Here is a 13,749-nt window from a genome sequence, read left to right on the forward strand (position 1 = left end):
GGTCAGGCGGCGCGGGTGTTGCCGATCCAGCTCTCGTAGAGCCGCCCGTAAACGCCGCCCTCGGCGACGAGCTCGGCGTGCGGCCCCATCTGCACGATGCGCCCGGCGTCGAAGACGACGACCACGTCGGCGGCCTCGGCGGTCGACAGGCGGTGCGCGATCGAGACGGTCGTGCGACCGGCGGCGAGCTTGGCGAGGGCCTCGGCCAGCGCGCGCTCGGTCTCGGGGTCGACGGCCGAGGTCGCCTCGTCGAGGATCAGCAGACCGGGGTCGGCGAGCTGGGCCCGGGCCAGCGCGACGAGCTGCCGCTCCCCCACCGACAGCGCCTCGCCCCGCTCCCGCACCGGCGTGTCGAGGCCCTCGGGCAGCGTCTCGACCCACCAGTCCAGGCCGAGCGCGGAGAACGAGTCGGCGATCTCGTCATCGGTGGCGTCGGGCCGGCCCATCCGCACGTTCTCGGCGACGGTCGAGTCGAAGAGGAAGCCGTCCTGGGGCACGAGCCGGATCGCCGAGGCGCGCGACGTCTTCGACACGTCACGCAGGTCGGTCCCTCCGAGCAGGATGCGGCCCGACGTCGGGTCCGACAGGCGGGTGAGCAGCTTGGCCATCGTCGTCTTGCCGGAGCCGGTCTCACCCACGATCGCCGCGTTGATGCCGGCGGGCAGGGACAGGTCGATCCCGTGGAGCACCGGGTGGCCGGGCTCGTACTCGAACTCCACGGCGTCGACGTCCACGTCCAGCGCCCCGCCGGGGAGGACGACGCCCGGGGCGGGCTCGGTGACCTCGACGGGCTCGTCCATCAGCCGGAGCACCTTGCGCCAGCCGGCGAGCGCCGTCTGCGTCTGGTCGAGCACCTCGCCGAGCTCGGCGACCGGCTGCACGATCAGGTTCGTGAGGAAGAGGCAGGCGACGAGCGTGCCCGCCTGCAGCCCCCAGCCCGGCCCCCACCACACGCCGACGCCGACGACCGCGGCGAGCGCCAACCCGCTGAACAGGTCGGAGACGGGGAACATGATGGCGAAGAAGAACCGGGCCCGGACCTGGGCGCGGTACTGGTGGTCGATCCGCTGCGCCAGCCGGCGCCGGGCCGCGCCGACGTCGCCGTAGGCCCGCACCACCCGGATGCCGCCGACGGTCTCGGAGATCTCCGACAGCGTGTCACCGACGGCGTTGCGCAGGTCGTCGTACGCCTTCAGCTGGCGGCGCTGCACGAGGCGCATGATCGGCAGCACCGGCAGCAGGACCGCGACGATGACCAGGGCGAGCTGCCAGCTGTAGATCGCGGTCATGGCCAGTGCGACGACGATCATCGTGCTGTTGACCGCCCAGCTGACCGCGCCCCACGAGGCGAACTGGGCGAGCGTCTCGATGTCGGACGTGACCCGCGAGACGAGCACGCCCTTCTTCGCCTCGTTGTGGTGGCCGATCGACAGCTCGTGCACGTGGGCGAAGGCGCGGGTCCGCAGGCCGTAGAGCACGTTCTCGGCCGTGGTCATCAGCCGGTAGTAGGTGATCCGGTTGAGCACGGCGAGGCCGACGATCGCGACGGCCGCGGCGACGCAGGTCCAGACGACGAAGGGCCAGTCGGGGCTGCCGTCGGAGATCCCCTTGTCGAGGATCTGCTGGATGGCGATCGGCACGACGAGCTTGCCGAGTGCGATGACCATGGCGAACGCGAGCGAGGCGGCGAAGCCCTTCTTGAGCTCGGGGGTCTGGCGGACGCCGGCGCGGAGGACCTCCATGGCCTTGATCGGCTCGGCGTCCTCCTCGTCGTCGGGGGTGTTCGGCCGGATCGGCATCAGCGCTCACCTCCCTCGAGCTCCACGTCGGCGGGGTCGACCTCGATCGGTTCGACCTCCGCCTCCTCCTCGTAGGCCGTGACGAGCGCCGAGTACTCCGGGTCGGCGAGCAGCGCCTCGTGGGTGCCGACGTTGCGGACCCGGCCCTGGTCCAGGTGGACGACCTTGTCGGCGAGGAGGATGGTCGACAGGCGGTGGGCGACGACGACCATCGTCGTGTCGCCCTTCCGCAGCCCGTCGAGGATCTCGGCCTCGATCACCGGGTCGACGGCCGAGGTGGCGTCGTCGAGCACGAGCACCCGGGGCGCGCCGGCGAGGGCTCGGGCGAGCGCGACCCGCTGGCGCTGACCGCCCGAGAGCGTCACGCCGCGCTCGCCGACGACGGTGGCCTCGCCCTGGGGCAGGCGGGACACGAACCGGGCGGCCCGGGCCCGGTCGAGCGACTCGTCGACCCGGGCGACGTCGACGTCGCGCCCGAGCGTCACGTTGTCGCGGACCGGCGAGGCGAACAGGTACGACTCCTGGAAGGCGAGCGACACCGCGGATCGGAGCTCGTCGGGGCTGAGGTCGGTGATCGGAACCCCGCCGACCAGCACCTCGCCGCCGGTCGGCTCGTCGAGGCGCACGAGCAGCTGGGCCAGCGTGGACTTCCCCGCGCCGGTCGAGCCGACGAGCGCGACGACCTCGCCCGGGTCGACCGTGAAGGACACGTCGTCGAGCACCCCCGCGTCGCCGTACGCGAAGGCGACGTCGCGGAGCTCCACCGACAGCGGACCGTCGGGCAGCGTGGCGGCCGGGGCCTCGGGACCGGCGTGCTCCACGGCCGGGTCGACCGGCTCGGCGGTCAGCTCATCCACGCGCTCGATCGACACGACGGCCCGAGGGATCGACTCGAACATGAACCCGACGATGCGCATCGGGAACGCGAGCCAGCCGAACAGCGCCACCGCCTGGACGAGGTCGCCGGCGGTGGCGGCGCCGTGGTCGATGCGCCAGGCGCCGGCCAGCAGCAGCAGGACGGTGCCGAGGTTCGGGAGCATGTCGAGCAGCGGCTCGAACGACGCGGTCATGCGGGCCACCACGAGGCGCTGGCTGCGCAGCCGGTCGGCCGCGGCGTCGAACCGCTCCTGCTCCTCGGCCTCCCGGCCGAGCGTCTTGACGACGAGGACGCCGTCGAAGCTCTCGTGCGCGATCGACGAGACGTCGCCGAGTCGGGCCTGCACGAGCGCGGCGGGCTCGTGGACGCGGTTGGTGTACCAGCGGCTGATGAAGGTCAGCGAGGGGAACAGCAGGAGCGCGACCACGCCGAACGCGGGGTCGGCGACGAAGAGGCTGACGAGCGAGATCAGGACCAGCGCGACGACGCCGAGCGAGAACGGCAGCGGCATGAGCGTCTGCGCGGCCGTGGTGACGTCGACGTCCGCGTTGGCGAGCAGCTCGCCGGTCGGCCGCTTCCGGTACGACGCCAGCGGCATCGTGAGGAGCCGCTCGACGACGCTGGCGCGGAGCGAGCGCTGCGTGCGGGCCTCGGTGAGCGACCCGAACCAGCGCCGGACGCCGACCGAGATGCCGCGGGCGAGGCCGACGAGGAACAGCGCCGCGACCGCCCACCACACGGTCGAGGCGGGGATGCCCTCGTCGGAGAAGGCCGGGGTGATGACCTCGTCGGTGACGCGCCCGAGCACGTAGCTCGCCGCCACGACGATCGTCGCCCAGCCGATGCCGCCGACGAGCGACATGGCGAACGGCCCCGGGTGCATCCGGATGAACCGGCCGATGAGCCGGGCGCCGCGGCGCGTGACGGAGTGCCCGGCGCCGTCGGTCGGCGTGGGTCCGAGGGGCGCCTCGTCGGCGGGCGCAGCATCGGGTTCAGGTGCGAGGAGGGTCACCGGGTTCCTGCAACGTCGGGAGCGTGGGCAGCCTTCCAACGTAGACCCGACAGGCCGCCCGGTTCCCACCCGATTGCCCCGGCCTCACCCTTCTGGCTGTCGTTCTGCCGGTGGGGGCCGGCAGAACGACAGCCAGAACGCTCAGGCGGCGGGAGCGGACCGTCGGCGACGGGTCCAGACCAGTGCCCCGCCGCCGACGGCCAGGGCTCCCGCCGGCAACAGGATCGCGGCCGGCGCCTCCGGGACGACGGGCGGCGGCCCGGTGTCCGGCAGCCTGCAGTTGGCCGGATCCGACCAGAGCCAGGCGGCGAGCCACTCCACCTGGGCGTTCCACTCGCCACCGGCGGCGATGAAGGCGTCCTTCTGGGCCTGACGCTCCTCGGGTCGACACGCCGGTGGCGGTGGGGTGCACGACGAGGCGAGCCCGACCAGCACCAGCAGGCCGGCCAGGGCCACCGGTGCGATCGCCCGTCGGGCGCCTCGTCGATCTCCCCACAGCACGTCTGCATCAGACCGCACGCAGCTGAACCTGGGCGGTGGTGCGGGTGAACCCCAGGCGAACCCTTGGCGACCCGGCAGGCGCCCCGACCAGCGAGCGCGACCCGACGAGCGGACGCGGCCCGGACGCGTCGATGCCGGGTCCCTGGGGACCCGGCACCGGCGGAAGGGAGATTGGCAGCGTCCTATCCAGTGGCCAGGAGGTCCAAACCACGTTCGGAGATTTCTCCCCGAACGTCCCGTCCTGGCCGGATCGGGCTGCGACCGGATCAGACCGGCAGCTGGATGGACTTCGTCTCGAGGAACTCCTCGAGGCCCCAGCGCCCGCGCTCACGGGTGTTGCCCGACTGCTTGTAGCCGCCGAACGGCGCCTCGGTGTTGAACGGGGCCCCGTTGACGTCGACCTGACCGGTCCGCAGACGGCGGGCGATGCCCTTGGCCCGCTCGACGTCCGCGGACTGCACCGCGCCCGCCAGGCCGTAGACCGTGCCGTTGGCGATGGCGACGGCGTCGTCGTCGTCGGTGTAGGTGAGGATCGACAGGACCGGCCCGAAGATCTCCTCCTGGGCGATGGTCATGTCGGGCGTGACGTCGGTGAAGACGGTCGGCTTGACGTAGAAGCCCTTCTCGAAGCCCTCGGGCTGCTCGGGGCCACCGAGCGCCAGCGTGGCGCCCTCGTCGATGCCCTTCTGGATGTAGGAGCGCACCCGCTCCTGGTGGGCCTTGGACGAGAGCGGGCCGAGGTTGTGGAACAGGTCGGGCTCGTCGGCCTTCGGGTCGACCAGGCCGACCTTCGAGGCCTCCTCGAGGACGGCGTCGATGTACTCCTGCTTGCGGGACTCGGGGACGAGCAGGCGGGTGAGCGCCGAGCAGGTCTGGCCGGAGTTGATGTAGCAGCCGAACACGGCGCCCATCGCGACGGCGGTCGGATCGGCGTCGTCGAGCACGACGTTCGCCGACTTGCCGCCGAGCTCGAGGCCGACGCGCTTGGCCGTCGGCGCCGCGGCCTTGGTGACCTCGGCGCCCGCCCGGCCCGAGCCGGTGAAGGACACCATGTCGACGTCGGGGTGGCCGGAGATGGCCGCACCGACCTCGGGGCCGGTGCCGACGACGAGGTTGAACACGCCCTTGGGCAGCCCGACCTCGTCGAGGACCTCGGCGAGGATGTACGCGTTCAGCGGCGTGACCTCGGACGGCTTGAGCACGACGGTGCAGCCGGCGGCGAGGGCCGGGACGACCTTACAGATGATCAGGTACAGCGGGTAGTTCCACGGCGTGATCGCGCCGACGACGCCGATCGGCTCGCGGACGACCAGGCTGTTGCCCACCTGCTCCTCGAAGGCGTAGCCCTCGACGAGCTTGGCGAACGTCTCCCACTCGCCGAGCGAGAGGCCGGCCTGCACCATCTGGGCGAAGGCCTTGGGCGAGCCGACCTCGGAGGTGATGACGTCGACGATGTCGTCGTAGCGGCCGGCGAGCGCCGCGCCGATGTCGCGGAGGTACTTGGCCCGCACGTCGACCGGGGTCTGCGACCAGGTCTCGAAGGCGGCCTTGGCGGCGGCCACGGCGGCGTCGACGTCGGCGGCGGACCCCTCGGGCACGCGACCGATGACCTCTTCGGTGGCCGAGTCGATCACGTCCATCGTGCCGGTGCCCTCGGATCGCACCCACTCGCCGTTGATGTAGAAGTTCTCGTAGGCCTTCACCTGGTCCCCCTGTGTCGTGTCTGTCTGGTCGCTGGATGGGTGGCGATCGCGGTCGCTCGGCGGTCGATCGGCGGAACTTGACCGATCCGTCAAGTTCTGTGGCGATCGTACCCCGGCCGGTGCGGTGCGTGTCCCGCGGTCGGTGTCGCCGACCGACACTGTTGTGACGCCCCCCGCCACCCCCGCCCGGATATGGGGGTGCACAGCGACAACCCTTGTCGCGATCCGGACCACAGATCCTGCGCCGGTAGGGTTCGGGCCAGTGCGGGTGCCCCGGTGCTCCACGGGCCGGGTGTCGTCGGGCTGGGCCGCGCTCCGGCGCACCGTGGCGGCGGACGTCGCGGCGCTCGTGGCCATCGCCGGCCTCGCGCTGTGTCTCGCAGCGTGCGGTGGCGAACCCGGCGGCGGGGTCACCGCCGTGCCGAGGCCCTCGGGGTGGCCGTCCGCGCCGTCCGAGGAGTGGACGGTGCCGATGGGATCGCCGCCCGCCGTGCCGACGGAGCAGGGGCCGTTCGCCTTCGTCGCCCACCAGCCCGACGGCACGTCACCCGTGGCCTGGGACCCGTGCCGGCCCATCCACTTCGTCGTCAACCCGACCGATGGGCCGGAGGACCAGGAGGAGCTGATCGACGACGCCGTCGCGCGGGTGTCGGAGGCGACGGGCCTGCAGTTCGTCGACGACGGCACCACCGACGAGACCTGGTCCCGCGAGCGCGACAGCTCCCAGCCCGACCGCTACGGCGACCGGTGGGCGCCGGTGCTCATCACCTGGGCGCACGAGTCGACGGCGCCGGTGCTGCGCGGACCCGTGGCCGGCCGGGGCGGCGCGAGCGGCGTGCGCCTGCCGGGCGGCGACGAGTTCGTGTACGTGACGGGCTCGATCGTGCTCGACGCCGTGCTCGCGAAGACCGCGTCGAGTGAGCCGGGGGCGACGGCGGTGCGGGCGCTCATCCAGCACGAGCTCGGGCACGTCGTCGGGCTCGACCACGTCGACGACCCCGACGAGCTCATGCACACCGAGTCGCTGCCCGACGAGTACACGGACTGGGGGCCCGGCGACCGGGAGGGCCTGGCGCGCCTCGGCGCCGGCCGCTGCTTCCCCGACATCTGACGGCGGCCCGGCTGACGGCGCCAGATTGCGGCCGCCGGATATGGCGGTGCACAGCGACAACCCTTGTCGTGATCCCGACCTCAGATCCTGGTGAGGCGCCGGCTGCCGTGGGCGCAGGCCCGTCGGTACCCTCGGCGATCGTGGGAGATGAGATGGCTGACGACGACTTCGACGAGGCCGTCCGTCGCATGCTGGAGCAGGCAGAACACGCGGACGCGCCCGCCGAGCCGAGCGCGGAGGAGCGGGCCCGGGCCGCCCGGCAGGCGGACCTGGCTCGACGCCTCGAGGAGCAGGCCGAGTTCGAGCGCCAGCTCGCGCATCGCGACCGCAAGCACGAGCGGACGGCCTCGAGAGGGTCGCGTCGGGCCAGGTGGATCGCCCCGCTGATCGTCCTCGCCATGATCGGCGCGGCGATCTGGTTCACGACCGACCGCGGCCAGGACGCGATCGCCGGCGGCCCCGAGATCGCCCGCCCGTCGAACTGGCCCCCGGTGGCCGAGGACGTCTCGACGACCCCGCTCGGCGCACCGCCGCCCGCGCCCCAGGCGACCGGGCCGTACGAGTTCATCGCCACCCACGACGACGACTCGCCGGTGACGTGGGACCCGTGTCGGCCGATCCACTACGTGGTGAACCCGGCTGGCCAGCCCGAGGGCGGACAGGAGCTGATCGAGGCGGCCATCGCCAAGGCCTCGGCCGCGACCGGACTGCAGTTCGTCGCCGACGGCACGACCGACGAGACGTGGGAGAAGCAGCGCGACCCGTACCTGCCCGATCGCTACGGCGAGCGGTGGGCGCCGGTGCTCATCTCCTGGTCGACCGAGCAGGAGACGCCACCGCTCGGCGGCTACGTCGCCGGGCTCGGCGGGCCGGCCAGCGTCGGCCTCTCCGAGGACGACGTCACCAACGTCAGCGGCGACATCGTGCTCGACGCGACCGACATCTCGGCGGTGCTCGAGGGCCCGGGCGGCGCCGCTGCGGCCCAGGGGATCATCCAGCACGAGGTCGGCCACCTGGTCGGCCTCGACCACGTCGCCGACCCGGCGCAGCTGATGAACACCGAGGGGTCGCCGACGAGCGCGACCGACTGGGGAGCGGGCGACCTTCGCGGGCTCCACGAGCTCGGCAGCGGGACGTGCCGGCCCGACATCTGACGCTCAGGTTCAGATCAGCGGGTTCAGACCAGCGGGCTCTGGTCAGCCGGTTCAGGTCACCGACCGTCGGCGCCGGTCGCGCCACACGGATTTCTCCGGCGCGGATCGCGACAAGGGTTGTCGCTGTGCACCCCTATATCGCGGGGACGGGGTCTGCGGGGGTGGGGGGTTCGGAGGGCTCGGGCGCCGACGGAGCGGCCACCGAGGCGTCGGCCGGCACCGTCGGCGCGTTCGGCACCGGACGGACCCAGGCGGCCGACCCCTCGGCCAGGCCGAGGCGCAGGAACTGCGGCCGGGTCTGGGTGACCACGACGGTCCCGTCGGCGGTGGCGACGTCGAGGCGGACCTCGAAGCCCACGCGCACGATCCGCTCGATCGTCCCGGCCAGCGCACCGCGCCCGTCGGGAGCGGGTCCCGGATCCGCGGCATGGACCTCGACGTCGTGGGGCCGGATCAGGTCGCCGCCGATCCGGGTCACCGGGCCGAGGAACGACATCACGAACGTGCTGGCCGGACGGTCGTAGAGCTCGTCGGGGGTGCCGATCTGCTCCACGCGGCCCTCGTTGATCACCACGATCTCGTCGGCGACCTCGAGCGCCTCCTCCTGGTCGTGCGTGACGAACACGGTGGTCACGTGCACGTCGTCGTGCAACCGGCGCAGCCAGTCGCGCAGCTCCTTGCGCACCTTGGCGTCGAGCGCGCCGAACGGCTCGTCGAGCAGCAGGACCTTCGGTTCCACCGCCAGCGCCCGGGCGAGCGCCATGCGCTGGCGCTGACCGCCCGACAACTGTGCCGGCAGGCGGTCGGCGAACTGGTCGAGGTGCACGAGCTCGAGCAGCTCCGTGACCTTGCGGCGGATCTCGTCCTTCGGGCGCTTGCGGATCTCGAGCCCGAACGCCACGTTGCGGAACACCGACAGGTGCTTGAACGCCGCGTAGTGCTGGAACACGAAGCCGACGTCGCGGCGCTGCGGGCTGAGGTCGGTGGCGTCGGTGCCCTCGATGAACACGCTGCCCGAGTCGGGCCGCTCGAGCCCCGCGATGATCCGCAGCAGCGTCGACTTGCCGCCGCCGCTCGGGCCGAGCAGCGCGGTGAGCTGGCCGCTCGGGATGCTGACCGACACGTCGTCCAGGGCGACGAAGTCCCCGAACCGCTTGCCGATGTGCGACACCTCGATGCTCACGAGGCCTCCTCGTTGTCGTCCGACGTGTCGGGCCGGATGATCGCCACGACGACGATGCACGCGACCGACACGAGCGCCAGCAGGAAGGCGACGGCGTAGGCGCCGCCCTTGTCGAAGTTGAGGTACTTCTCCTCCACCACCAGCGTGGCGGTGCGGGTCTCGCCCAACAGGTTGCCGGACACGACCTTCACGGCGCCGAACTCGCCGAGCGAGCGGGCCAGGCTGAGCACGACGCCGTAGACGACGGCCCACCGGATGGCGGGGAAGGTGATCCGCCAGAACGTCTGCCACGAGTTGGCGCCGAGCGTCTGCGCGGCCCGCTCGGAGTCGGTGCCGATCTCCTCGAGCACGGGCACGACCTCGCGGATCACGAGCGGCAGCGCCACGAAGACCGTGGCCATGATGATCCCGGGCGTGGCGTAGATGACCTGGAACCCGGCGTCCTCGAGCGCAGGTCCGAACCAGCCGTCACGGCCGCCGTAGACCAGCACGAGCGACAGGCCGACGACGATCGGCGACACCGCGAGCGGCAGGTCGACGAGCGCGCTGAGCAGCCGCTTGCCGGGGAACTCGTAGCGCACGAGCAGGATCGACATGCTCACGCCGAAGACCGTGTTGATGACGACGGCGATGACCGCCACCACGAGCGTGAGGCGCAGCGCCTGCACGACGTCGGGGTCCTCGAGGACGCCGCGGAGGTTGTCGAGGCCGCCCTCGAAGGTGCGCTGCCCGACCAGCGCCACCGGCCAGGCCACGAGGAAGAACAGGTAGACGACGACGAAGAACCGCAGGGCGTATGTCCCGAAGCCCTTCCGCTCCTTGGTGCGGCGCCGTGGGACGGCATCGAGCTCGCGCTGGTCGTCGTCGCGGTGGTGCGGGACGTCGAGGAGGGAGATGTCAGCCACGACGCACCAGCCTCCGCTGCAGGAGGTCGATCGCCACGATGACGACGAGCGAGACCAGCAGCAGCACGGTCGCGACCGCGGCGGCGCCCGCCCGGTTGTCGTTCTCGAGGCTGGACAGGATGCGCACCGACGTCACCTCGGTGCTGTACGGCAGGTTGCCGGACAGCAGCACGAGCGAGCCGTACTCGCTGACCCCGCGGGCGAACGACAGGGCGGCACCGGCGGCGATCGCCGGCGTGATGCTCGGCAGGATGATGCGACGGAAGGTCGTGAGGCGGCTGGCGCCGAGCGAGGCCGCGGCCTCCTCGACGTCGCGGTCGAGCTCCTGCAGCACGGGCTGCACGGTGCGGACCACGAACGGCAGCGTGACGAACAGGAACGCCAGGCCGACCGCGATGCGGGTGTTGGCGACGTCGACGCCGAGCGGGCTGGTCGGGCCGTACAGCGACAGCAGCACGAGGCCGGCGACGATCGTCGGGAGGGCGAAGGGGATGTCGATGAGCACGTCGAGCACCGACTTGCCCCAGAACCGGTCGCGCACGAGCACCCACGCGATCGCTGTGCCGGTCACGACGTTGAGCAGGGTGACGATGATCGCGGTGCCGAGCGTCAGCCGGATGGCGGCGAAGGTCTGCTCGTTGGTGATCGTCGTCCAGAACTTGTCCCACCCGCCGGCGGCCGACACGCCCACGACGGCGGCCAGCGGGATGAGCACGAGGATGCTGAACCACAGGAGGGTCACCCCCAGCCCGATGCCCGAGCTGAGGGTGAGCCTCCCGTCCACGGACGGCCGGCGCCAGCGCGCCGACCGTCCGCTCCGGATCGAGTCCGACCCGGTGAGGGCAGTCGTCACTGCGCCTTCCCGGACTCGGCGATGATCTTCGTGATGATTCCGTTCTCCTCGTCGAAGAACTTCTTGGACAGGTCGCCCCAGCTCCCGAAGCTCTCCTGGACCGTCAGCAGCTTCTCGGGCTGCGGGAAGGGATCGGACGGGTCGGTGGCGCCCTCGACCTCGTCGACGTCGACCGTGGCGCCCTCGATCGGGCGGAAGCCCTTCAGCGCGAACTGGGTCTGGCCGGCGTCGCTCAGGACGAAGTCGAGCCACTCGGTCGCCTTCGGCGTGGCGTCCTTCAGGACCGCACCCGGGTTCTCGATCTTCAGCGTCGTCGGCGGGATGACGTAGTCGAAGTCCTCACCGTTCTGACGGGCGAGGATCGCCTCGTTCTCGTACGTGAGGAAGACGTTGCCGGTGCCGCTGGTGAAGGCGGTGGTGGCGTCACGGCCGCTGTTGGGCAGCGACACGACGTTGCCGTAGAGCTTGGTGACGTACTCCTGCGCGTCGGCCTCGGTGCCGCCGTTGGCGATGACCTGGCCCCACGCCGCGAGGGCGTTCCAGCGCGCCGCTCCCGACGAGGCCGGGTTCGGCGTCACGATCTCGACGCCGGGCTTGATGAGGTCGTCCCAGTCCTTGATGTCGTTCGGGTTCCCCTTCGGCACCGCGAACACGACGACCGACGTCGAGACGACGCCCTTGTTGTCCCCGGTGTTCCAGTCCTCGGCGACGAGGCCGGCGTCGACCAGGCGGGTCACGTCGCTCGGCACGGAGAAGTGCACGTAGTCGGCCTTCAGGCCGTCGGCCACGGCGCGGCTCTGGTCGCCCGACGCGCCGTAGGAGGTCTTGAACTCGACGTTCTCGCCCTCGGGGGTCTTGGCCCACTCGGCAGCGATCGCCTTGTTGGCCGCCTCCGGCACGGCGAAGCCGACCAGGTTGATCGTGGTCGGCTCGGAGCTGCCGCCCGAGTCGCCGGAGGCGTCGTCGTCGTCGCCCCCGCAAGCCCCTGCCACCAGCATCACGCCGACGACCGCCAGGGCGAACAGGCCCCTCCATCGCTGCTTCATCTGACCGTCCTTCCTTCGAGCGCCGCTTCCTTGCGGCGCATCCGGCGGACCACCCTACGAATACCCGACCATTTCGGTCAACATTGCCGACCAGATGGGTTTCACGGGATATAGGGGTGCACAGCGACATCCCTTGTCCCGGTCCCGACCGGAGAACCGGGCGAGGCACAGGTGCGGGGCCAGGTGCGGAGCCAAGTGCGGCCGGGCGCGACTGGACGCTCGGTCGCCACTTGTCTGCAACCTGTATGCTTTCGCCGGTTCGTCAGCAGCGGCCGGCCCCGAGCCGGCCCACGAGAGAACAGGTGCGCACCGCCATGGCGAAGATCAAGGTCCAGAACCCGGTCGTCGAGCTCGACGGCGACGAGATGACCCGCATCATCTGGGAGTTCATCAAGGACAAGCTGATCCTCCCCTACCTCGACGTCGACCTGAAGTACTACGACCTCGGCATCGAGTCCCGCGACGCCACCGACGACCAGATCACGATCGACGCGGCCAACGCCATCAAGGAGTTCGGCGTCGGCGTGAAGTGCGCCACCATCACGCCCGACGAGGCCCGCGTCGAGGAGTTCGGCCTCAAGAAGATGTGGCGCTCGCCCAACGGGACGATCCGCAACATCCTCGGCGGCGTCGTCTTCCGCGAGCCGATCATCTGCTCGAACATCCCGCGGCTCGTCCCGGGTTGGACCAAGCCGATCGTCATCGGCCGCCATGCGCACGGCGACCAGTACAAGGCGACCGACCTCAAGATCCCCGGCGCCGGCACGATCACGCTGACCTACACGCCGGCCGACGGCTCCGAGCCGATGGAGTTCGAGGTCGTCGACATGCCCGAGGGCGGCGGCGTCGCGATGGGCATGTACAACTTCAACGAGTCGATCCGGGACTTCGCCCGGGCCTCGTTCCGCTACGGACTGCAGCGCAACTACCCGGTGTACCTGTCGACGAAGAACACGATCCTCAAGGCCTACGACGGCCAGTTCAAGGACCTGTTCCAGGAGGTCTTCGACGCCGAGTTCGCCGAGGCCTTCAAGGCCGCCGGCCTGACCTACGAGCACCGGCTGATCGACGACATGGTCGCCGCGGCGCTGAAGTGGGACGGCGGCTACGTCTGGGCGTGCAAGAACTACGACGGCGACGTGCAGTCCGACATCGTCGCCCAGGGATTCGGCTCGCTCGGCCTCATGACCTCCGTGCTGATGACGCCCGACGGCAAGACGGTCGAGGCCGAGGCCGCACACGGCACCGTGACCCGCCACTACCGGGAGCACCAGAAGGGCAACCCGACGTCGACCAACCCGATCGCGTCGATCTTCGCCTGGACCCAGGGCCTGTCGCATCGCGGCAAGCTGGACGGGACCCCCGAGGTGACCGAGTTCGCCACGGCGCTCGAGGAGGTCTGCGTGTCGACCGTCGAGGGCGGCCAGATGACCAAGGACCTGGCGCTGCTCGTCGGCAAGGACCAGCCGTGGCTCACCACGGAGGAGTTCCTGGCCGCGCTGGACGAGAACCTGCAGCAGCGCCTCGGCGCCTGATCACGCTGACCCGGGATGTGGGGGTCGCGCCCGGACGAGGATCGTCCGGCGCGACCCCCGCATCGCGTCC

At 71.3% G+C, this 13,749-nt stretch carries 11 protein-coding genes; 3 read left to right on the forward strand and 8 right to left on the reverse strand.

From position 1 onward, the window contains the following. Positions 1-2: 2 nt before the first annotated feature. From LH044_RS10395 to LH044_RS10410, 4 genes are all read right to left on the reverse strand, one after another. Entirely contained in the window at positions 3-1,799 is a 1,797-nt protein-coding gene (locus LH044_RS10395; RefSeq protein WP_227759963.1) for an ABC transporter ATP-binding protein, read from the reverse strand. Then, the gene (locus tag LH044_RS10400; RefSeq protein ID WP_227759964.1) at positions 1,799-3,688 is read right to left on the reverse strand and encodes an ABC transporter ATP-binding protein; all 1,890 of its coding nucleotides are present in this window, start codon (positions 3,686-3,688) and stop codon (positions 1,799-1,801) included. The genes LH044_RS10395 and LH044_RS10400 overlap by 1 nt, the downstream gene beginning before the upstream one ends. Before the next feature lie 141 nt (positions 3,689-3,829). Further along, positions 3,830-4,207, reverse strand: coding sequence for a hypothetical protein (locus LH044_RS10405; RefSeq protein WP_227759965.1), 378 nt, complete (start codon positions 4,205-4,207; stop codon positions 3,830-3,832). A 248-nt stretch (positions 4,208-4,455) separates the two neighbouring features. Further along, positions 4,456-5,892 (reverse strand): aldehyde dehydrogenase family protein, encoded by a 1,437-nt coding sequence (locus LH044_RS10410; protein ID WP_227759966.1) that lies wholly within the window; start codon positions 5,890-5,892, stop codon positions 4,456-4,458. 262 nt (positions 5,893-6,154) lie between these two features. Between LH044_RS10410 and LH044_RS10415 the strand changes: the two genes are divergently transcribed. Further along, complete coding sequence (locus tag LH044_RS10415) at positions 6,155-7,003, forward strand: matrixin family metalloprotease (RefSeq protein WP_227759967.1); 849 nt, start codon at positions 6,155-6,157, stop codon at positions 7,001-7,003. A gap of 140 nt (positions 7,004-7,143) precedes the next feature. Beyond that, entirely contained in the window at positions 7,144-8,157 is a 1,014-nt protein-coding gene (locus LH044_RS10420) for a hypothetical protein (RefSeq protein ID WP_227759968.1), read from the forward strand. Between the two features lie 133 nt (positions 8,158-8,290). Here the strand turns inward: LH044_RS10420 and LH044_RS10425 are convergent, their stop codons facing one another. The 4 genes from LH044_RS10425 to LH044_RS10440 form a co-directional block, all read right to left on the reverse strand. Then, complete coding sequence (locus LH044_RS10425) at positions 8,291-9,340, reverse strand: sulfate/molybdate ABC transporter ATP-binding protein (RefSeq protein WP_227759969.1); 1,050 nt, start codon at positions 9,338-9,340, stop codon at positions 8,291-8,293. Beyond that, entirely contained in the window at positions 9,337-10,131 is a 795-nt protein-coding gene (locus LH044_RS10430) for a sulfate ABC transporter permease (RefSeq protein WP_374210612.1), read from the reverse strand. The genes LH044_RS10425 and LH044_RS10430 overlap by 4 nt, the downstream gene beginning before the upstream one ends. 106 nt (positions 10,132-10,237) lie before the next feature. Next, positions 10,238-11,029, reverse strand: a complete 792-nt coding sequence (cysT, locus tag LH044_RS10435) for a sulfate ABC transporter permease subunit CysT (protein WP_227759971.1) — start codon at positions 11,027-11,029, stop codon at positions 10,238-10,240. Between the two features lie 65 nt (positions 11,030-11,094). After that, entirely contained in the window at positions 11,095-12,144 is a 1,050-nt protein-coding gene (locus LH044_RS10440) for a sulfate ABC transporter substrate-binding protein (protein ID WP_227759972.1), read from the reverse strand. A gap of 314 nt (positions 12,145-12,458) precedes the next feature. Between LH044_RS10440 and LH044_RS10445 the strand changes: the two genes are divergently transcribed. Then, positions 12,459-13,679 carry an NADP-dependent isocitrate dehydrogenase gene (locus LH044_RS10445; protein WP_374210613.1) on the forward strand — a complete coding sequence of 407 codons (1,221 nt, stop codon included), beginning with the start codon at positions 12,459-12,461 and terminating at the stop codon, positions 13,677-13,679. Positions 13,680-13,749: the final 70 nt, after the last annotated feature.

This window comes from Dermatobacter hominis (assembly GCF_020715685.1).
GTDB classification, from domain to species: domain Bacteria; phylum Actinomycetota; class Acidimicrobiia; order Acidimicrobiales; family Microtrichaceae; genus Dermatobacter; species Dermatobacter hominis.

What these genes read in the sequence shown, in the direction of transcription:
- LH044_RS10445 (WP_374210613.1), top strand. Translation starts at nt 12,459, where the DNA reads ATGGCGAAGATCAAGGTCCAGAACCCGGTCGTCGAGCTCGACGGCGAC.
- LH044_RS10440 (WP_227759972.1), bottom strand. Translation starts at nt 12,144, where the DNA reads ATGAAGCAGCGATGGAGGGGCCTGTTCGCCCTGGCGGTCGTCGGCGTG.
- LH044_RS10395 (WP_227759963.1), bottom strand. Translation starts at nt 1,799, where the DNA reads ATGCCGATCCGGCCGAACACCCCCGACGACGAGGAGGACGCCGAGCCG.